This is a genomic window from Bacteroidales bacterium (genome assembly GCA_035647615.1).
Taxonomy (GTDB): domain Bacteria; phylum Bacteroidota; class Bacteroidia; order Bacteroidales; family 4484-276; genus SABY01.
Genome location: DASRND010000003.1, coordinates 203,335 through 225,055 on the forward strand (window position 1 = coordinate 203,335; position 21,721 = coordinate 225,055).

15 protein-coding genes and 1 pseudogene are annotated in these 21,721 nt (G+C 46.0%); 12 read left to right on the forward strand and 4 right to left on the reverse strand.

Annotated features, from left to right (window positions below; genetic code table 11):
* Positions 1 to 63 precede the first annotated feature (63 nt).
* Complete coding sequence (locus VFC92_01405) at positions 64 to 2,010, forward strand: carboxypeptidase regulatory-like domain-containing protein (GenBank protein HZK06833.1); 1,947 nt, start codon at positions 64 to 66, stop codon at positions 2,008 to 2,010.
* Between the two features lie 5 nt (positions 2,011 to 2,015).
* Complete coding sequence (locus tag VFC92_01410) at positions 2,016 to 5,012, forward strand: carboxypeptidase regulatory-like domain-containing protein (GenBank protein HZK06834.1); 2,997 nt, start codon at positions 2,016 to 2,018, stop codon at positions 5,010 to 5,012.
* Positions 5,013 to 5,103: 91 nt separating this feature from the next.
* On the opposite strand, the pseudogene VFC92_01415 reads toward VFC92_01410, so the two are convergent.
* Both VFC92_01415 and VFC92_01420 read right to left on the reverse strand, forming a co-directional pair.
* A pseudogene (locus tag VFC92_01415) lies at positions 5,104 to 5,808 on the reverse strand (pseudouridine synthase).
* A 357-nt stretch (positions 5,809 to 6,165) separates the two neighbouring features.
* Positions 6,166 to 7,152 (reverse strand): acyltransferase, encoded by a 987-nt coding sequence (locus VFC92_01420; GenBank protein HZK06835.1) that lies wholly within the window; start codon positions 7,150 to 7,152, stop codon positions 6,166 to 6,168.
* A 33-nt stretch (positions 7,153 to 7,185) separates the two neighbouring features.
* Between VFC92_01420 and VFC92_01425 the strand changes: the two genes are divergently transcribed.
* The 4 genes from VFC92_01425 (at position 7,186) to VFC92_01440 (ending at position 12,467) form a co-directional block, all read left to right on the forward strand.
* Entirely contained in the window at positions 7,186 to 7,722 is a 537-nt protein-coding gene (locus VFC92_01425) for a hypothetical protein (GenBank protein ID HZK06836.1), read from the forward strand.
* Between the two features lie 197 nt (positions 7,723 to 7,919).
* A complete protein-coding gene (mrdA, locus tag VFC92_01430) occupies positions 7,920 to 9,740 on the forward strand; it encodes a penicillin-binding protein 2 (protein ID HZK06837.1) in 1,821 nt (606 codons plus the stop codon).
* Positions 9,741 to 9,924: 184 nt separating this feature from the next.
* Entirely contained in the window at positions 9,925 to 11,184 is a 1,260-nt protein-coding gene (gene rodA / locus VFC92_01435) for a rod shape-determining protein RodA (protein HZK06838.1), read from the forward strand.
* A 125-nt stretch (positions 11,185 to 11,309) separates the two neighbouring features.
* Positions 11,310 to 12,467 carry an iron-containing alcohol dehydrogenase gene (locus VFC92_01440; protein ID HZK06839.1) on the forward strand — a complete coding sequence of 386 codons (1,158 nt, stop codon included), beginning with the start codon at positions 11,310 to 11,312 and terminating at the stop codon, positions 12,465 to 12,467.
* Between the two features lie 5 nt (positions 12,468 to 12,472).
* Here the strand turns inward: VFC92_01440 and dprA are convergent, their stop codons facing one another.
* Positions 12,473 to 13,567 carry a DNA-processing protein DprA gene (gene dprA / locus VFC92_01445; GenBank protein ID HZK06840.1) on the reverse strand — a complete coding sequence of 365 codons (1,095 nt, stop codon included), beginning with the start codon at positions 13,565 to 13,567 and terminating at the stop codon, positions 12,473 to 12,475.
* Positions 13,568 to 13,704: 137 nt separating this feature from the next.
* Between dprA and lgt the strand changes: the two genes are divergently transcribed.
* The 3 genes from lgt to VFC92_01460 all read left to right on the forward strand — a co-directional run bounded on the left by lgt (position 13,705) and on the right by VFC92_01460 (position 15,498).
* Positions 13,705 to 14,622, forward strand: coding sequence for a prolipoprotein diacylglyceryl transferase (gene lgt, locus VFC92_01450; GenBank protein HZK06841.1), 918 nt, complete (start codon positions 13,705 to 13,707; stop codon positions 14,620 to 14,622).
* A 233-nt stretch (positions 14,623 to 14,855) separates the two neighbouring features.
* Entirely contained in the window at positions 14,856 to 15,155 is a 300-nt protein-coding gene (locus VFC92_01455) for a nucleotidyltransferase domain-containing protein (protein ID HZK06842.1), read from the forward strand.
* On the forward strand, positions 15,148 to 15,498 hold the full coding sequence (locus tag VFC92_01460; GenBank protein ID HZK06843.1) for a HepT-like ribonuclease domain-containing protein: 351 nt from the start codon (positions 15,148 to 15,150) through the stop codon (positions 15,496 to 15,498). Before VFC92_01455 ends, VFC92_01460 begins: the two co-directional genes overlap by 8 nt.
* A gap of 162 nt (positions 15,499 to 15,660) precedes the next feature.
* Here VFC92_01460 and VFC92_01465 read toward each other — a convergent pair whose 3' ends face one another.
* Positions 15,661 to 18,861: a DUF2723 domain-containing protein gene (locus tag VFC92_01465; GenBank protein HZK06844.1), complete on the reverse strand. Its 3,201-nt coding sequence runs from the start codon at positions 18,859 to 18,861 to the stop codon at positions 15,661 to 15,663.
* Between the two features lie 709 nt (positions 18,862 to 19,570).
* Here VFC92_01465 and VFC92_01470 point away from each other — a divergent pair.
* Genes VFC92_01470 through VFC92_01480 form a run of 3 tightly spaced genes read left to right on the forward strand, consistent with a single transcriptional unit; the run spans position 19,571 to position 21,488 of the window.
* Positions 19,571 to 20,470: a trypsin-like serine protease gene (locus tag VFC92_01470; protein ID HZK06845.1), complete on the forward strand. Its 900-nt coding sequence runs from the start codon at positions 19,571 to 19,573 to the stop codon at positions 20,468 to 20,470.
* 58 nt (positions 20,471 to 20,528) lie between these two features.
* On the forward strand, positions 20,529 to 21,224 hold the full coding sequence (locus tag VFC92_01475) for a porin family protein (protein ID HZK06846.1): 696 nt from the start codon (positions 20,529 to 20,531) through the stop codon (positions 21,222 to 21,224).
* Between the two features lie 3 nt (positions 21,225 to 21,227).
* Positions 21,228 to 21,488, forward strand: a complete 261-nt coding sequence (locus tag VFC92_01480; GenBank protein HZK06847.1) for a cupin domain-containing protein — start codon at positions 21,228 to 21,230, stop codon at positions 21,486 to 21,488.
* The last annotated feature ends 233 nt before the right edge of the window (positions 21,489 to 21,721 follow it).

The window sequence follows — 21,721 nt, forward strand, 5'->3', positions numbered from 1 at the left end:
ATGTAATAAATTGTTTGTAATTTCACCTCTCGTTTTTTAATCATTCATTAACACCAATGCTATATGAAAAAGTATTTATCCATTTTCGTTCTTTTCCTTTTTGCAGCCCCGCTCCTCTGGGCTCAATATTCTTCTAATCCCGCTGAAAACCTTCGCTTGAGCACTACTGCCGGCGAGCAGGCATTGCCCAAGGCGGCTGTGTGCCCCGACGGCAGCATGTATGTTTCCTGGTTTTCGTCGGAAGACGGTAATTACAACGTGCGCTTACAACTACTTGATGCCAACGGAAATCAATTGTGGGCCTCGGGCGGATTGCTCGTTAGCGACCAGCCACAGATGACGTGGCTCACCGACTATTCGCTTACTGCCGATCAGGCGGGCTATGCCGTGGTAGTATTTCAGGATGTTCGTAATACCAACAACAACGTGGTGGCTTACCGTGTGTCGCCGGCGGGCGAAATGATGTGGGGCGACGACGGCCTGATGCTTTCTGACAGCGATGCATTCGACGTAAACCCGCAAGTGTGCGCCACCGAAGCCGGTAATATTGTATTTGCCTGGCCAAGTCAGGGCGCCACCAATGTGGTGATGATGCAAAAAGTTTCGCCAGCGGGCGATTTGCTCTGGGGCGATGGCATCACGCTGACAGCCACCGGAATTTCCTATACTTTTCCGTTTTTGCATCCTGCCGATGGCGACCATGTATTCCTGATCTGGCACAAAGAAACAGGTCCCTTCTGGGCGGCCAACCGTGGACTCTATGCACAAAAGCTCAACACCGACGGCTCTTTTATGTGGCCCGATGATGTGGAAGTTTTCCCACCGATAGGATCCGGCGCCGTAATCACACTCGATTTTTGTCCGGATGACGCCGGCGGCATTGTTTTTACCAAATACGGCAACGACCAAGGGACGCATTTCAACTGCTGGGTGCAGCATATCACGGCTGCCGGCACGCTCACCATGCCCGTCGACAACTATGTTTCCACTTCCATGGACAGACTGCACATGTATCCCTCTCCGGCTTTTTTGCCACAGACGCAGGAAGTGATTTTCTATTTCATTGAACAGGATCTCAACCAAAACCAGCGTGGCCTGTATGCCCAAAAATTCGATCTGCAGGGCATCCGCCAATGGACTGACGAAGGAAAGATGCTTTTGCCGCTGTCTGACAACGACTACTCCTTGCCAATGGCTTCCAGCTATCAGGACAAAGCGATCTGCGTTTACGGCGCTGCCGTTTTTGGAAATTCCCTCGACGAAAAAGTGCAGGCGGTGATGCTTCACAGCGATGGCTCGTATGTGTGGAATGATCATTTTATAGATATGTGCACGGTACAAAGTGGCAAATCACACGCGGTACTTTCGACCATGCACAACAACCAATGGGTGGCTGTGTGGGAAGAAAGCCGTGGCGGAAATACCGACATTTATGCACAGAACATCCATCCCGACGGCGCGCTCGGCATCGTTGGCACAATGGGAAAAATTCAGGGCTTTGTGCGGGATGCAGCTACCAACATTGCTATTACCGAAGCTACCATTACTGCCGTTAATGCCGACGATGAAACCATTACCATTGCTACTCCGTTTGGCGCTCATTACAGCATGATGCTCACGGAAGCTGTTTACGATCTTACCTGTGAAGCTGATGGCTATCTTACCACGGCCGCTGAGAATATTATTGTGGAAGAAGGGTCGAATGTCAACCACGATTTTTATCTGCAACCGCTAACAGAACTTACAGGTTTGAGGTCGGATGCCAAAATAAAAGTACAATGGTTTCCCAACCCATTCGGTAATATGCTAACTTTGCAGGTGCCTGATGATGTAGTTGGAAGTTGTTCTGTAACCATAAGCGATGCTTTTGGCCGCACGGTTTACGCAACCACAGTTGTTGATGCATCAGGCGCATTTGTGATTGACACACGAACTTTTGGTTCAGGACTTTATTTTTATACTATACAAACACAACTACAAACAAATCACGGTTTATTAATCAAAAACTAACTAAAATGAACAAAAAGTACTTAATTTTCATGGTTTTGCTGATGGGATTTGTGCCCTTTGTTGTGGCGCAAAATTATTGGCTTCAAAAGACAATCAACGATCCGCAAACGGGTCGAAGTATCGAAACCACCACTACCACGGTTCCTCCCGGAATGCCCGACGGAAAACTTATGGGCGATCCTTCAATGGCGCCGGGAATCAACTGGCAGTTTACTGATCCGGCAGGCATCGGGTCGCGCGTTGTGGTAGACGATGAGCAGGGGTTCACCTTCAATTCGTGGTGGCTCAACAACGAACGTGTTTCGCTGTGGGATGATTCCAATGTACCCTTATGGGAAATGCCTGTTCCCACCGAATGGGAATATCCTATCGACATGACCTCCGATGGTATGTTTGTCAATGTTGCTTTCGACAACTCCGTGTACATTTACAATACCGCTACACAAGCGCTGGTGTGGGAGCTGACAATACCTGGACAAGCTGTGGCAACCTTCCTGAGCGAAGATGGAGCTATGCTTTATGTGCTGGAAAACGAAGGTGACGCCAAATGTCTGGCTTCAGCTTATGAGGTTGGCAACACCACTCCATTGTGGCAAACAGGTTTTATTAGTTCAGCTACCATTGCCGCTGCTTCCGGCGACCGTTCCAGATTGGCAGTATGTCAGTATTCCGGTGCCAATAAGCTATGGGTCATTGATACAGAAACTGGAGAAGTGATTTTTGATGCTGGATATAAAAATCAAAACCCGCCTGCTTTTAGTTATGATGGTAACATCCTGCTCAACGGCGACTACAGTGGCTATGCCTATTTGTACAAATACAACGAAGAGCTTAATACCTATGAAGAGCAATGGTATTTTAAAGTAGGTGGCGGTGGAAGCTCGGCATGGGTTGTAGGTATGGCCGTTTCGGCTGACGGCACCACGGCAGCCATTGGCACCCTGGTGTTTTTGTCGGGAGGTTCTGATGGTGAGATTTATCTCTTCGATACCTATTCGCCGGTGCCTCGCTGGGTGTATGGCAATTGCGGTGACGAGATTGCGGCTGTTAGCCTTTCCGACGACGGCGCTATGCTGGCTGCTGCCGGTTACGGTCCCCTTGACCAATCCAAACCCGATGCTTATATCTTCCGTAGAGAATCCAATGAGCCCATCTTCACGCTTACCACGCCTGGTTCCTTCTTCGACGTGGATATGTCGGGCGATGGCATGATGTGCAGCGCGACGGGCAAAGCAGTCCATGCGGGTCAGATGGGTAGCGGCGGATTGCTTTATAACCTCAACACCAATCCAGGCGGCGGCGCTCTTGCCGGCTCAATTAATGAGGATTTGGCTAAAATTGAAATCGAAGGAATCGACGATTATTATAACTACAGCGAAAATGGTGAATATCTCATCAGATTTATCCCTGCCGGTACTTACACCGTACGTGCTTCCAAAGTTGGATTTTATCCGGTAACGGTCGAAAATGTCGTTATCACCGAAGGCGGACAAGCCAATCTCGATTTTACGCTCGAAGCTACCGGCGATGCCCCTTATCATTTGATGGCTACACAGGGTGCCGCACTTTCTGTTGATCTTTGGTGGGATTATGATAATCCTTCAAATATTGAGGGTTTTAATATTTATCGCAAAACCATTGAGTTGGCGCAATTTCCCGAAGAACCCATTGCTACTGTTGGTAACACCGCACTGGAGTTTTCCGACACAGAAGCGCTTCCACTCACCACGTATTATTATGCCGTTACGGCCAAATTCTCAGGTGATGTTCAGTCGCCTTATTCTGAGGTGGCCGAAGGTTTCACAGCAACAGGTTTTGTAATTGATAATATCTCTGTTTATGTAGGTTCCACTCCGGTGATTGACGGAACGATATCGGAAGGCGAATGGGACGACGCTTTTGTAATGGATGCCTCCGATTTCCTGGGCATCAACGACAACACGCCCAATCCGGTGGGAAGCGTGACGATGTATTACAAAATGAACGAAGCCATGACTGAACTTTACGTAGCCTGTATCAACACCAACGATACGGTGCTCGAAGATCACGATGAGGTGGCTTTGTATATCGACGATAACAATGACGGCGTTTATCCTGCTCCCGGCGACAACTCCGAGGGAAACTATTGGGCTGTTTATTATGCTGCCGGAAACGAGATACGCTATCGCCCTATTTACAATACTGGTGGGGTAGGAGACGTGGTGCTGCTCGAAAATCCACAGATTGAAGTATCAATTGCTACGGGTGTGGTGGTGTATGAATTTATGATTCCGATTGGCGATGATGCCGACTGGAAGATTAGTCCCAACGAAGACAACCAAAGCGGGCTATTTTTATTTGTGCTTGACGATCCAATCGAAAAAGACGGATATTGGCCTGCCGAAAATTTGCAAGTTTTTGATCCTGTCGGTTATGGCACCATCACTTTCGGTGCTGAAGATCTGATGCCTGAGCCGCCACAAAATGGTTTCATCTGGTGGGATCGCGCTGAGGCGCCGATCACCGTTTTGCTCTCCTGGGATTATCCCGAAATGAACGACTTCGATCATTTTAATGTATTCATCCATCGCGATGGCAACTCCGAGCTGGTGGCAGAAACCATCGGTTCGCAACTGGTATATGTTACCGACAACAACGATTATGCAACCTTCACGGTAACCACTGTGGATCAAGCGCAAAATGAGTCGGAAGAGTCGGAGCCGCTGATTTTTGATGTTACCGTCGGCATCAGCCAGCCGGAGCTGGAAATACAAGCGCAGGTTTATCCCAATCCTTCGTCCGGAGAGGTTACGGTTGCTTTCGCAACAGCTTTTGCTACCCGTTGCAACATCGAAGTACTGGCTCCCAACGGAACACTTCTGGAGGTGGTTTTTGATGGCGTTTTAGATACCGGAAAACAACAAATTAGCTGGCAGCCGAAGGAAGCAGCTCCGGGCATCTATTTCATGCGCATCCGCACCGCTGAAAGCACCATCATCCGGAAAATACTGATGATGCCGTAAAGGAATTTATTTTTAATAAAAAAAGAAAAACCCCGCCACATGACGGGGTTTTTTCTTTGATGGATATTTTTATAAAGCCGCTGCGGTAAAATTAAACCATGCGAAGGAAATTAATTTCCTCGTTGGTAAGATGACGATAACGTCCGCGGGGTAGGTCTTTCTTGGTAAGGCCGGCAAAAAATACACGGTCGAGCTTAATTACATTATAACCCAGCGATTCGAAGATGCGCCGCACGATGCGGTTCTTGCCGGAATGCAGCTCAAGGCCAATTTCTCTTTTGTCTTTGCCGTCGCCCACATATGCCACAGCGTCGGGTTTTATCAATCCGTCGTCGAGCTGGATGCCGGCGGCGATGGAGTCCAGGTCGGCGGGGCGCACGTGTTGGTCGGTTTGCACGTGATAAATCTTACGCACGTTGCTCGCAGGATGTGTAAGCTTTTTGGCCAGATCGCCATCGTTGGTAAAAAGTAATAGTCCCAGTGTGTTGCGGTCGAGCCGCCCGACCGGATAAATACGTTCCTTGCAGGCGTTTTCCACCAGCATCATCACGGTGCGGCGGTCGGCGGGATCGTCGGTGGTGGTGATGTAACCTTTGGGTTTGTTGAGCAGCACATAGCGGTGCCTTTCGGAAGCAAGCGTTTCGCCGCCAATTTGTACTTTGTCGGTAGGTTTTACTTTCGAGCCAAGTTCACTCACCACCACTCCGTTTACATGAACGGAACCGCTCACAATGAGGTTGTCGGCTTCGCGGCGCGAGCAAACGCCGGCATTGGCAATGAATTTATTCAGACGGATGGTACCGCCATCTTTAACATATTCGCTAACTTTTCGTGGGCGTCGGCGTCCTCTCTCGGCGGGAGCTTTGCCACGGGGAGCCTTTTTTCCTTGTTCTTCATCACGAAAGCGATCGCTGATAAGACGGGCTGTTTTTGCCGATTTGGACGGACGATCTGATTTTGCGAATTTGGAAGGACGCCCTGGTTTTCCTGGTTTGGCCGGAGTAGTTTTCTTTTTTATAAATTTTGAGAAATCACCTGGTCTTTTTCTTTCGCCCCTTATTCGGGGCTTATCTTTGTCTGCCATAATAATTTAAGCGCGTATTTTTGAACGGCAAAATTAATAAAACTAATCAATCAGGCGGGATTGTAAAAATCAATTGACCAATAGATTACAGCCTCTTACGTCGGCGTGGTCGAAGCGGCCAAGCACTTCGAAGGTGCTATCTCTGTGTATTTTTCCCAGATCGCGTGTAGCGATAAAACAGCACGAATGCTGATTAGCCAGGTCGATGACGTTGATGCCTCCGGTTTTTCCTGTGGCGGCCAACGATAGGGGGTCGTTCACTTCTCGTATTATTATTTTCATCCACGGTGGCGTATCGAAAAGGCCGCTGCCTGCCGACCAGGCCTGCGAAAAGAGTTCGGTCATGCCATATTCTGAATGAATGCTGTTTACGCCGAAACCTTCAGTAAGCTGGCGGTGCAGCTCCTCCCGAACCATTTCGGGGCGCCGTCCTTTCATGCCACCGGTTTCCACCACGATGGGTTTGGTGTGTTTAACGTCGTAATTTTCGATCAAATCGAGCAATGCATACGTTACACCTATCAGCATCACCGGCTGTCCGGCGTTGTGCAAAGCGTCGAGCTTTTCGGCCAAAGCCGCGTAATTATCCAGATAAAAACCACTTTCCTTCTTTCCGGTTTTTTCGATGAGTTTGTTGACCATGTAAACCAACGACGAATGCTTTTGCTGAAGATAAGATGGCAAAAGCGCCAGGATGTTAAAGTTGTCGATAGGTTCATAAAACCGCTCAAAGCCGTGCAGGAAAGATTTTTCATACATTGCCAAATCAGGAAAATAATGCCGGCTTGTGGTAATTTGTGTGGTACCGCTGCTTTCGAAATGTCCGGCGGGAGCGTAGCTGCCGGTGACGATGCGGTGTGTTTTAAAAAATTCGATAGGTAAAAATGGAATCTGCTCCATGCGATTTATCCGACCGACATTTACTTTGAGATGATCCACAAAGGAGCGGTAAATGTCGTTGCCATCGTATTGATAGCGAAATATTTTTAACGCCAGCTCGTTGAAGCTATCATCATCTTCGATCTCGAAAACTTGCTGAAGGAATAGAGGTTTCATTTGGATTTACGAATTACGATTAACTATTAACAATTGAAAACGCCTGTAAAAATACTATTGTTACTTATCGCAATGGTTTTGCTGATGGGTTCCTGTATGAAAAAGGAAACTTACCCGATCATCCCGCACATCGAATATGCTGGTTTTACCAAATTAGTGCATCCTTCCGGTTTTGACACGCTGGGCATCCTGCGTATCAACTATACCGACGGAGATGGCGACCTGGGTATTTCACAATTCGACACTACTTCCTACAATTTTTTTGTGGCTTATTACAAAATGAAGAAGGGCGTGCTCGTTCCGGGAACTGTTTACAACAATGTGACGGGAAAATTTGACACGATCAACTTCAACAACCGTTTCGGGCCACTCACCCCCAAAGATTACAGCGGATGGGTCAAAGGCGAGATCGAAGATACCATCAAGCCACTTTACGATCCGCGCTCCACAGCAGCTTACGATACAATACAATTCAGGGTGCATATGGTCGATCGCGCAGGCCATCACAGCGACACAGTTCACACGCCACTTATCGTGGTGCGAAACCCGCAGAAAGGGGCTATTCATTAAGTTGGGGGTTTTCGGAACAAAATTTCAAATCACAAATAAAACTCAATATTAAAATCTCAAAAACTAAAGCATCTTTGGCTTTGGCTTTTGGGATTTCGTTATGAAATGTTGAAAGTTTTAGTTTTATAATAAATCTTAACCAGCTTGGTTGAGTACTTTTGCAGTGTCCTGTTTTTTTTTAATAGTTTGACATTAGAATGGTCCAGAAGAAGATATTTGAAAACCGAAAATTTGTAGTTTCTGCAATTGTTATTGCAGCGGGTCTGATTTTCGTTATACGGCTATTTTACGTCCAGATCATCAATGAAAAGTATGTGCTCTCAGCCAACAACAATGTGTTGCGTTACGAGGTGCAATATCCTGCGCGTGGGTTGGTTTTGGACCGCAATGGCGAATTGCTGGTTTACAACGAAGCTGCCTACGACCTGATGGTGGTGCCGCGGCTTGTAAAAAATCCCGACACAACTGAGTTTTGTAGCCTGCTGGATATTTCGTGCCAGGAGTTCCGCAAGCGTTTGCAGAAAGCACGCAGCTACTCCATGCACAAGCCAAGCATTTTTGTAGAGCAGGTGAGCAAGGAGCAATATGGTTTTATCGAGGAGCGTCTGTATAAATATCCGGGCTTTTTTGTTCAGTCGCGTACTTTGCGTAAATATCCACAACCCTCGGCTGCACATACGTTGGGCTACATTGGCGAAGTAAGCCCGGCAGAAATCGAAGCCAATCCTTATTATAAATCTGCCGATTACATCGGCAAAAGTGGCATCGAGAAATCTTACGAAAACACTTTGCGTGGTAAAAAAGGTATGCGCATCTCGATGGTAGATGTTTTCAACCGCGTGAAAGGTCGCTATATGGAAGGTCACTACGACTCCACCTCCATTGCCGGCAACGACCTTTTCATTACCATCGATGCGAACCTTCAGGCTTATGGCGAGCTACTCATGGCCAACAAAAAGGGGAGCATCGTAGCCATCGAACCTGCCACTGGCGAAATCCTGGCGCTGATCTCCAGCCCATCCTACGATCCCAATTTGCTCATCGGAAGGGTGCGCAGCAAAAATTATAATATGCTCTCCACCGATTCGCTGGTGCCACTTTTCAACAGAGCCTTGCTGGCCATGTATTCCCCCGGAAGCACATTCAAATTGGTGGATGCACTGGTGGGCCAGCAGGAAGGTGTTATCAATCCTTCCACGGCTTTTCCGTGTGCTGGCGTTGGCGCATTACCTATCAGATGCAGTCACAACCACGCCTCGCCATTGCAGTTGATCGAATCTATCGAGCAATCTTGTAATCCATATTACTGGAGTGTTTTCAAAGCCATCATCGACAATCCGGCGTATGGCGGTTCCACCCGCAGAGCTTACGAAAAGTGGCGGCAGTATTTGCTGAGTTTTAATCTGGGGAAAACTTTCAATACCGACCTGCTTGTCGAACGCAGTGGCAACGTGCCCGAACCTGAATATTACGACAAGTATTTTGGCAAAAATGTGTGGCGCAGCATGACCATCCGTTCGCTTTCTATCGGGCAGGGCGAGCTGCTGGTAACGCCGTTGCAGCTAGCCAATTTCGCGGCGCTTGTCGCAAATCGTGGGTTTTATTACGACCCACACATTGGGAAAGTTATCGTAAAAAATCGCGTGCGCACCCCAATCGAATTTACCCGTCATAACACGATGGTTGAGCCGCGGCATTTCGAGCCTGTGGTCGAAGGGATGCGGCGTGTGTTTGCTGGTAGCCATGGTACAGCGCGTTACTACGCCCACGACAGTATTAGTATGGGTGGGAAAACAGGAACGGTTCAAAATCCTCACGGCGAAAATCACAGCATTTTTATTGCCTTTGCGCCCATCGATAATCCCAAAATTGCCATCGCAGTGGTGGTCGAAAACGCCGGCTATGGCTCTACCTTTGCTGCACCTATTGCTACCCTGATGATGATGAAATATCTTTTGGGCGATTTTAAGCCGCCCTGGTTTGAAAAGAAAATGCTCGAAACCAATTTAATAGACTAAGCCGTGACTCTATTTTATAAAGCGGAGGCACTTTATTAATAAATTCCAAATGACAAGGAAACAAGCTTCAAATAAATTACAAGTTTCAAAAATCAAATTTACAGCCAAAAAGCTACGGTGTTTGGGATTTGGCTTTTGGAGCTTTTGATATGAATGAATCGACTTTAAATATTATTACTAAAAAGTGAGTTCACGCAACAACATATTCAGCAATATCGACTGGTGGATGGTTCTGCTCTATCTTGTGATGGTTTTGCTGGGATGGCTCAACATTTATGCAGCCATTTACGAAGAGGAGCATAATTCTATTATCGATCTGTCGCAGCGTTATGGCAAGCAGATGATCTTTATCGGAAGCTCGTTGTTGCTGGCATTGGTCATACTGCTCACCGATGCAAAGTTTTTCTCTACCTTTTCGATGGTCATTTATTTGGCAACAATAGCTATGCTGGTGGGCGTGCTGCTATTTGGTAAAGAAATCGCGGGCAGCAAGTCGTGGTTTCAGATCGGCAGCTTTTCGCTCCAGCCGGCCGAGTTTGCCAAATTTGCAACCTGCTTGGCGGTAGCCAATTATCTGGGTGGCTCCAACATCGACTTTCGTAAATTCAGCTCTGTTTTTAAAGCATTCCTTATTCTGGCCATTCCGGCAGGACTTATCCTACTGCAAAACGATACAGGCTCGGCGTTGGTGTACGCTGCTTTCATCTTTGTTTTTTATCGCGAAGGGATGACCGGTCAGGTGCTTATCATCGCATTAATCGTCATCTTTTTATTTTTGATGGCGCTGCTCATCGAACAGTGGATAATCATAGCCGGTCTGGTGTTGTTATCAGTGCTTTTTCTGATTTTGATGCGACGAACTTTGCGAAGCGTTGCTATCCTGATAACATTTCTGGTGCTGGCTTCCGGATTTGTGTTTTCGGTGGATTATGCTTTCGATAATATCCTTGAGCCGCATCATCGCACACGTATCAATGTGTTGCTTGGTAAAGAAACCGATACCAAAGGTGCCGGCTACAACGTCAACCAGTCGCTTATCGCAATAGGATCGGGAGGCTTTGCAGGAAAAGGGTTTCTGAATGGTACCCAAACCAAGTATAATTTCGTACCAGAACAAAGCACCGATTTCATTTTTTGCACTGTGGGCGAAGAGTGGGGATTTATCGGCAGCACGTTGGTGGTGGCGCTATTTGTATTGCTCATCGTGCGCATCATTCTGCACTCCGAACGACAACGCTCCGCCTTTGGCCGCGTCTATGGCTATGGTGTAGCGTCCATTCTGTTTTTCCATTTCGCCGTCAATATCGCCATGACGCTGGGACTCTTCCCGGTAATTGGCATCCCATTGCCCTTCTTTAGTTACGGCGGCTCCTCGCTGTGGGCTTTCACTATCCTTCTCTTTATCTTCATAAAGCTCGATGCAAACCGGCTGAATATCCTCTAGGTGAGGTCATCTAGTCTCCGGCATCCCCCCGAACACTTTTTGCCCTGGCTTGTTATCTGCTCACAAAGCAAAAATAAGTTTTGCATCTCAAGAAATAAAAACACCTATTTTCTAAAAATAAAATCATGAATAGTTTCACGTATTACAACCCCACAAAGATTATTTTTGGTGAAAACACCATCCGCCGAATCGTCCAGGAAATCCCATCAGACGCTGTCGTGCTGATGACTTACGGTGGAGGATCGATTAAAAAAAATGGTGCTTACGACCAGGTAAAAAAAGCTTTAAAAAATTATGAGGTTCTCGAATTTGGCGGCATAGAAGCCAATCCACAATACAGCACGCTGATGAAAGCGGTGGAGCTTTGTCGCGATAAGCAAGTTGATTTTCTGCTGGCTGTTGGCGGTGGCTCTGTGATCGACGGCACCAAGTTTATTGCTGCCGCCGTGCCTTTTGAAGGCGATCCCTGGGATATGCCGGCCAAAGGTGCCAAAATAAAAAAAGCTTTGCCATTCGGAGCTGTCCTTACTTTGCCGGCCACCGGCAGCGAGATGAATGCCTTTGCTGTGGTGTCGCGTAAGGAAATTGGGAAGAAACTTTCTTTTGGCGCACCGCCGCATACATTCCCACGTTTTTCTGTACTCGATCCCACTTTTACTCGAACACTCTCCGCACGGCAGCGCGGCAACGGCGTAACGGATGCTTTCATCCATGTCACCGAACAATACCTCACCTATCCGCAGGGTGCCGCGGTGCAGGATCGCATGGCCGAAGGAATTCTGAAAGTGCTTATCGATGAGGGTCCGGAATATGTCAAAGAATCAGGAGATATGAAGGCTGCTGCCAATATTGTATGGGCGGCGAGCATGGCACTCAATGGGCTGCTGGCCACCGGCGTGGTAACTGATTGGGCTACGCACAGCATCGGGCACGAACTTACGGTGCTGCACAATATCGATCACGCGCGCACTCTGGCGGTGATTTGGCCGGGGATGATGAAAGTGATGAAAGAAGAAAAGAAAGGCAAGCTGCTGCAGTTTGCACAGCGTGTGTGGGATATCCGGGCGGGAAGTGAGCAGGAACAGATAGAAGAGGGTATCCGGCGCACCGAAGAATTTTTTAATTCACTGCAAGTGCCCACAAGGCTTTCTGACTATGACCTGGGCGAAGATACCATCGACAGGATTATCGAAAACCTCAAGGATAATGGCTTTACAGCACTGGGAGAGCAAAAAAAGGTTACCCCCGAAAAGATTCGCAGCATCCTCAGCGGTCGGCTTTAGGCACGTTACCGGTTGAGGCGGTAAAGGCTGCCGGGCAGTGCGCGCACCAAACCCTGAAATTCGAGCGTGAGCAGCGTGCTGCTTACTTTGTTTACGGGTAGCGACAAAGCCAGACTCATCTCGTCAAGCCCCAGCGTGTCGGCGTTGCGCAGCATATTTACAATGCTTTCTTCGAGCGGGGTAAGCTCTACAAAAAGTTGCCGCTGTATGCCTGTCTGCATATTTTCCTTGCGTTGCCACCCCATGATGTAAGCAATATCCTCGGCCGATTGCAACAAAGCAGCTTTGTTTATTTTGATCAACTTATTGCACCCTTCCGAAAAAACATCGCCAAGGCGCCCCGGCACGCTAAAGACGTCGCGGTTATAGCTATTGGCAATCTCAGCAGTAATCAGTGCTCCGCCCGAGAGGGCAGCTTCTACCACTACCACGGCGTCGGACATACCGGCGATGATGCGGTTGCGTTTGGGGAAGTTCTCCCGGTCGGGAAGGGTCTGGCTCATAAATTCGGCGAGGAGTGCCCCGTGATCACAAATCTTTTCTGACAAAGGTTTGTTGAGATAAGGATAAATCCTGTCGAGCCCATGGCCCAGCACCGCAGCGGTGTGAAGACCATGATCCAGCGCAGCTTTGTGCGCACATGTGTCGATGCCATAAGCCAGCCCGCTTAACACAAGCACATTGTAGCCAGCCAGACCTTCTACAATTTTGTTACAAATTTCTTTGCCATACTCCGTAGCCTTGCGCGTGCCCACGATGCTTACCACTTTGGCGGTATTGAGGTCGGTGTGGCCTTTTTGATAAAGCATGATGGGGCTGTCCTCACAGTTTTTTAGTCGCGCCGGGTATTGCTTATCGAGATAAAAAAGTGGCTGAATATTATTCTTTTCGATAAATTCAATTTCTTCTTTAGCGCGGTCCAGCACGTTATGCGAAAAGATGGAATCGATCAATTTGCTGCCGATGCCGGGGATTTTTTTTAGCGCTTCCCGACTTTCTTTAAAAACTGCTTCGGCACCACCGCAGTAGGCGATGAGCTTTTTGCCAATCACATCACCGACACCGGGTAGCAGCGTTATTCCAATTTGATATGCTAACATTTTTAAAAATTGAAAGCCTAAAAATATAGATTTTTTGGCACCAGCCAGATGTTATGAGTATTTAAAGATCACATTAGGACAGGCTCGATAAGTCGGGATAAATTATCTTTGCCAAAACTTTTAAAAAACAAAAAGAAATGCTGTTACAATACATTGTCTGGAGCGTGAATCCTGAAATATTTCCCGGAACCGGAATCCATGTGCGATGGTACGGAGTTTTGTTTGCAGCAGCTTTCGGCTTTGGCTATCTGGTGATGCTGCGAATTTTTAAACATGAAAAACTGCCGGTGAGCATGCTCGACAAGCTTTCGATGTATATGCTTATCGCCACGGTGATAGGCGCGCGGCTGGGGCACATTATCTTTTACGAAGCAGATTATTACCTGGCCAATCCTATCGAAGTTCTAAAAATCTGGAACGGCGGACTGGCTTCACATGGTGCCGCCATTGGTATCCTGGTGGGGTTGTGGCTCTTTACACGCAAAACCAAAAAGACCTATTTCTGGGTTATGGATCGCATCGTGATTGTAGTAGCGCTGGGCGGTGCTTTTATTCGTTTGGGCAACCTGATGAACTCCGAAATAATAGGAAACATCACCGACGTGCCCTGGGCTTTTATCTTTACGAGCTACGATGCCGCGCCGCGTCATCCCGCACAAATCTACGAAGCGCTCAGCTATCTGGCCATCTTCGGATTCCTCTATTGGATATACTGGCGTAACGATGGCAAACCCAGGCCAGGATTCATTTTTGGGATATTCTTGATTTTGCTTTTTACGGCGCGCTTCCTCATCGAATTTGTAAAAGAACCCCAGGTAGATTTCGAAACCACCATGACGCTCAACATGGGCCAATGGCTCAGTCTGCCCTTTATTGCCGTTGGATTGGTAATTGTGCTGATAAACCCGATAATGGCGACATTGACAGCTATTATGAAAATAATCCAAAGATTCTTCAAGAATATAAAACTGACATTAAGACGGATATTAGGAAAAATTTGGAAATCTTTTGAGAGGCGGCTAGAAGAATTCTTAAAATGGAAACGAAGTTTATAATTAAAAGTGCTTAAATAATCATCGGAACCCGAAGCCGAATAATTCATGGCTGCGACAAAATTTCCGATGATTTGACTTGGAGTATTGTAATCAATCATTTACCCTGATTAAAAGGCGAAACCAAGGGATTTTCGAATTAATAAAATGCCTAAGATGTTTGCGGTGGCTGAGCCTGTTGAAACCACGCAATCAAAAGGAATGATGATTGATAAAAAAGATCATACTTTTGTGTTATGAAGATTATCGACAAAAATATTGATAGAATCAGGGCTTTATGCAATGAGCATAGAGTGGCTCAGCTATTTGTATTTGGTTCAGTATTGAGTGATCGTTTTGATGATGCAAGTGATGTCGACTTTCTGGTTGATTTTGCAGGGGTAGATTTGTACGATTATGCGGATAATTATTTTGATTTTAAAAAATCGTTGGAAAATGTACTCAGGAGGGAGGTAGACTTGCTTGAAGGGAAAGCCGTTAAAAATCCATATCTTCTTGAATCGATAAATGCTTCAAAACAATTGATCTATGGATAAAGAGATAAAAACATGGCTTTATGATACTTTGCAATCCATCGAAGAGATTGAAAGCTATTATGAAAACAAGCCAAGGATTTATGAAGAATATAAAACGGACATTAAGACTAAGAGGGCTATTGAGCGGAATTTGGAAATCATTGGAGAGGCCGTTAATAGGATTCTAAAAAAAGACCCGAAATTTATACTTAACAATGCCGAAAAAATTATCGGAACCCGAAACCGAATAATTCATGGCTACGACAAAGTTTCTGATGATTTGGTTTGGAGTATTGTAATCAAGCATTTACCCCGGCTAAAAGACGAAGTGGATGGATTGTTGAGCGAATCATGCGGTGATTAAGATGTGTTTTTACCGCAAATAGTGCGGAAAATAAAAACGCACTCTTCAGTAACCATTTCCCTCCTCATTCTAAAAACCTTTTTTTTAAAATCGATTTATAAAAAAAATGCCGGCAACAGATATCTGTTTGCCGGCATTTTTTATTTGTGCGACTGCAGAGGGCTAAAACTTCTCCAACAGCTCGTTTAGAATTGCATCGGTTTTTGTAGCCTGTTCGGATTGCTTGAACTCTCTGGCCAGCATCGACATACGCTGCAGTACCATGACAGCCTGTTCAGTTTCCTGCTGGTAATATTGCTTAAACTTAGGTTTTAAAGAAGCATAATACTCCAGATCTCCGGCGTAATTATTTATAAAAATATCGGCGGAAGCATTGCCTTTTTCCATGGCACCAGCTTCGTAATAGTTTTGCACCAACGACAGCGTGTACAGGTCGTAATGAAACTTGTTGTCGGGGAAGAACTTCTGCATAGTGTCGAGCACTACCACGGCAGAATCGGGCATATTTTCCGCGATGAGTGCCTGCGACAGCCGCAAATAATTTTGCATCGGCATGATGGAGTTGCGGCGGCTTTCGGGGTCTAGATATACTTTCGGGTCGTTCAGGTTACCCCATTTCGCCTTGTTCACCAGCAAGTCGTAACATTCGTCGGTGTTGATTCCGCCCAGACCTCTGTACATGTGGTCGGCTTTTACGGGTAAAAACCGATAAACTATGCCTTCGAGGTGGCAATATTCATCTACATTCAGCACATTTTCGATAGCGGCCGGACTGGTAAAATAAATGGGTCGCTTCCAGTTGTTTGAGGCGATGAGGTCGAGCAGCATCAAATCATTTTTATACAAATAGCTTTGCCCCTTTATCTTCCAGCTGACCACCGGCTCAATACGGTCGTACATGTCTTCCGGAATCAGTTTATTACTCACAAGATAAGCCGAGTCGGTGGTGAGCTTCAGATTTCGTGTGGGTGCAAAATTAAACGAGGAGCCGTCGCCAAGAGATACTTTTGAATCAGCGTTTGAACTGGCGATAAAATTGATGACCTGTTTTAGCTCCACCGGGCCTTGCAGTCTTTCGAGTACCGGCACGTAATTATTGGTACCTTTTTCGTAATCCTCTGCTTTAAGTGTAAAAGGCAGTTTTTCGGAGTCATAAATTTTGCGCATCATCTGGTGGATGTACCACTCGCCGGAAGCCAGCATAAAATTCACTACGCGCACGTCGGTGCGGATTCCTTCTACTTCCTGTACGTACCAAAGCGGGAAAGTGTCGTTGTCGCCGTTGGTAAACAGAATGGCGTTGGGTTCGCACGATTCCAGATAATTGATTGCAAAATCGCGGGCTGCATATTTCCCGGAGCGGTCGTGATCGTCCCACCCTTCAGAAGCCATGAGGCCGGGCACCAGCACCAGCGATAGCACTGTTGCGATAATTGCCGACAGTTTTGGATTTATCACTTTGCGCAAAAGGTTATAAATGGCCAGTACGCCCAGTCCTATCCACATGGCAAAAGCGTAGGCGGAGCCGGCGTAGGCGTAGTCGCGCTCACGTGGCTGATACGGATATTGGTTGAGGTACACCACAATGGCTGCTCCTGTCATCAAAAACAACAGCCCTACTACGATGGTATTGCGGTAGTCGCGGTTGAGCTGGAAAAATAGCCCGGCCAGTCCCAGCAGCAGAGGCAGCATGAATAGCTTGTTGTTAGCGCGGTTTTGGCGGGTGGCTGGCAGATTGTTCTGGTTGCCCAGTTTTTTTGCATCCAAAGCTTCGATACCGGTAATCCAGTTGCCGTTTTCGATGCTGCCATGTCCCTGAATATCGTTTTGCCGGCCGGAGTAGTTCCACATAAAATAGCGGAAATACATAAAGCCCATTTGGTAGCTGAAAAAATAGGTCAGGTTTTCGCTAAAGGTAGGTTTCACAATGGTTTCCACTTTGCCTTCTCGGTTGGTGTGGGGGATGGGGACACCTTTTATTTTTCCCCAGTTTTTGTATTCGCGTATGTGCGTCTCTTTGGAGTTGCTCCACATTCGCGGAAAAACAGTAGTAAACTCAGGATCGTAAACAGGAATGACGCCTTTGCGGTCATCGGCAACCACATATTTTTTGTCTTTGTCGCTGCGGATGTACACCGGCGTACCATCTTCCGAACCTGTCACCGGCGAGTTATAATAAGGCCCGTGGACTAATGGCCACGTGCCATATTGCTCCCGGTTGAGGTATGACAGCAGACCAACCGCATCTTTGGGTGCATTTTCGTTGATGGGCGTATTGGTGTTGGCGCGTATTACAATAATTAAAAAAGTAGAATAGCCAATGAGGATAAAAGTGATGGAGAGCACGGCTGTGTTGAGCAGCGATTTTTGTTTGCGGAAAAAATAGATCAGCAAGGCCGCACCTCCGCCCACAAGAAGTCGCAGGAAGAAACTACCTGTGCCCCGGCTTTCGAGCATTATCAACAGAAAGAGTAAACCGGCAAGTCCGATGGCAATTTTTGCGTCGCGTGGGTTAACGCTGTTGGTAGCTTTGATGGCAAAAACAATGAGCGCAATCAGCAAAAACGCCAGGAAGATGGTACCGCTGTTGAAAGGAAGCCCCAGAGTATTTACAAAAATAAGTTCTGAGTGGGCAAACAACGATGCAATTTCCGGGATGATGCCAAACATGATAAAAGCCAGAATGGCTATCGAGATGCCGCCGGCTAAAAACATGCCCTTGGCGGTGGGTTTGTATTTACGGAAGTAAATCACAAAAGTGATGGCTGGAATGGCCAGCAGGTTGAGCATGTGCACACCCACCGAAAGTCCTACCATGTAGGCGATAAGTACAAGCCAGCGCGCCGAGTGTTGTTCATCGGCCACTTCGTCCCACTTGAGGATAGCCCAGAACACGAAGGCGGTAAAGAACGACGACATGGCGTACACCTCGCCTTCTTCTGAGGAGAACCAAAACGAATCGCTGAACGTGTAAGCCAGAGCGCCTACGATGCCGCTGCCAAAGATGGCGATCATGCGGCCGGTGTTCATTTCGCCACCCAGCAGCGCAGCTTTGCGTGCCAGGATGGTGATGGTCCAGAACAAAAACAAGATGGTGAAGCTACTCGAAAGCGCCGACATAATGTTGATTGAAAGCGCCACTTTGCTCACGTCGCCAAAGGCAAACAAGGAGAAGATACGTCCTATCAGCTGGAAAAAAGGCGCTCCCGGCGGATGGCCTACCTGCAATTTGTATGCTGTTGCAATGTATTCTCCACAGTCCCACCAACTGGCGGTAGGCTCTACTGTGAGCAAGTAAACCACCGTCGCGATCAACCAGACACCCCAACCTATCAGGATGTTGAGTTTTTTGTATTGTTTCATCAGATATCGATTTTGTGCCTTTTCTATTTTGTGGGCGAAATTAAACATTTTCGGCCGAGCGGGTAACGATAAAGATTTTCTAAAGAGAAATGACGAACGAAATAATAGCAGAATTCCTACTCATCCACCAGTCACCCCGTGAATTTTGATTAGACCGAAAACATTCGCTCGGGCATTGGTTTGCTGGCCAGACGTTATTCACGGGGTGACTTCATCCACTCGCCAGTCACCCCGTGAATGCTGACTAAACCTAAAACATTAGCCCGGGCATTGGTTTGCTGGCCAGACGTTATTCACGGGGTGACTTTCATTATCTGATTAATTTTTTTTCATGTACTTCATCATCTTGCAACTTGTCCGTGATATTCTATCGTCGGCCTGTTGACTTACCCAATGCCCATGTAAATGAAAAATTATAGAAAACATCCTTCGTGATGGAATATTCTTTAATTTTGGCTCTTAATAAATTATAATCAGGCAAATGAGTAGAAATAACCTTTAAAAAAATAAAATTATGAGCAAAGGACAAGACTCAAAGAAAGCAGTTAAAAAAGAGCCAGCTAAAACTCCAAAAGAAAAAAAGGAGGAAAAGAGATTGAAGAAAGCTGGTAAAGGCTAATTTCTTCCGGAAAACAAAGTACAACAAAACCTAAGCGGTCGTTTTAGTACCGCTTAGGTAGAACGTTACGGACAATTTAAAAGATAGACAATGAAACACAATAGTCTAAAAATTATGGCGCTAAGTGCTGTAGCGTTTTTGACCTGTTTTTCAGGTATTATCAGACATGATGTTGATGAAAAGGAGTACTTAAAATTAGCCGAAGAGACACAATTTGATTGTGTTGGCCGAATTTTTAAAGACACTTCGGCCAGTGGATCTTGTGTGTTAATTAGCAATCGCTTTGTTTTATCAGCCGCACACGTTTTTATTGACACCGATACCCGACCTGACACAATGGAGATTAACGGACAGACTATTACTGTATTTACTCCTTACAACGAAAGGGTTACGGATGTAAATAAACTCACCCTGGTTTTCAATGGGCAAAAAGTTAAAGTTAAAAAATTAACATTACATCCTAATTATCTGGACAGTTTAACGAAAGGTTCGTGCGACATAGCACTAATTGAATTAGAGCAACCTTTAAAAGGTATTTCACCTGCAAAACTTAACGATGCCTTTGACGAGCTAAAATCAAATGTTGTAGGTGTTGGTTATGGTGCATCCGGACCAGCAGACAGACCAGATTTAGTGGATTTATTACATAAAAAGATTGCTGGAGAAAATGTCATTGATAGCATCGGAGGTTCAGAGCTTTCAGGAAATGGAACCATACTTTTATGTGACTTCGATCACCCAACCCGGGATGACTGCAACAAAATGGGCAGTTCGGTCCCCAGACCTTTGGAGTATATTAGCACTGGAGGTGATAGTGGCGGGGGATTGTTTAGAAAAAACGGTAATGACTGGGAATTAATTGGAATTTGTGGTGGTGCTGGAGGAGGAATTGATCTTGCACAATTCATGAAAACATATTATTACGGACAAATTATGGAATGGACGAGAGTAGCAGCGTTCACAGAATGGATTGATGAACAGACAAAATGAAATGTCTGTAACATTGCATTGGCATTATGGAACAATTCATAAACTAAATAAAACAAAAATGAAAACACTAAAACTTTTGGTAATAGCAGGGATGATGTTACTTCTGGGGTTGAACCTTCAGGCCCAGAAAATTAATTATGGGGTTCTTGCAGGATATGTTTATGCTACCCCACATGTTACCCAGTATGAAGATTATGGTACAAAATTGTTTTATCCAATGCATTCGTTTAATGTAAACGGATTTGTTGAATACCGGCTTTCCGAAACCTGGGGCATAGCAGCAGAACCCGGGTACATTAGAAAAGGAGGTGTTTTTAAGGATAAGGAAGATATTTCGAACTCTTCTGATCATCAACTTCGACTTCATTACATTCAGCTACCGATACTTGCGAATGTTTATTTCTCAGATAGGTTCTTTATTTCCTTCGGTCCTGAGTTTGCTTATTTAATTAACAAAGACGCCAGTTTTCCATCTCTGGAAGAACAACATTCTGCTTATTATAAATTTACTCCTCTTGAAGAAAGCGCTTTTGAAATTTCAGCATTGATTGGTGTAAACTATAGCATTACAAAGAATATTGATTTAGGGTTAAGGTATAATCATAGCATTACACGTTTTTCCGAGATAGGCTGGATTAATCCCAGATATGGAATCGATCTTGGAATCGTTTCGGAACGCTCAAACGCATACAATCAATACCTGCAATTTATAGTGAGGTACAGAATAAAACCCGGTGCTAACAAGCGTTCATAAAACATGGATAAGGATTTTTTAAAATCAAAGATTAAAACAAACGTCTATCACATAAAACCTGATAGCAACGTAGCTTTGCATAAACACCAGAAATTTGATGAAGTATTCTACTGTATGAAAGGTGAAGGTTTTGGTGTATTGGAAAATGAAGAACAAGAATTGACTGTTGGTAAGGCTTTCATTGTAAAAGAAAACACGATGCACGCCTTACGTTCTGATTCTGAAATGTGGGTGGCCTCTTTTTTAATTCCAGTTACGGATTAGATTTTAAAGAATTGACGGGTAACATAGCCCAAGCATTTGTTTATCGGCCTGGCTGGCGTTATTCACGGGGGTAACTTCCGAATACATCATCAGTCACCCCGTGAATGCTTCCTAAACTTAAAACATTAGCCGGGGCATTAGGTTGCTGGCCAGACGTTATTCACGGGGTGACTTCACTACTCACCGCTCATCTCTCCAACTGCTGGCTGAGGACTGCCCCCTGCTGACTTTTC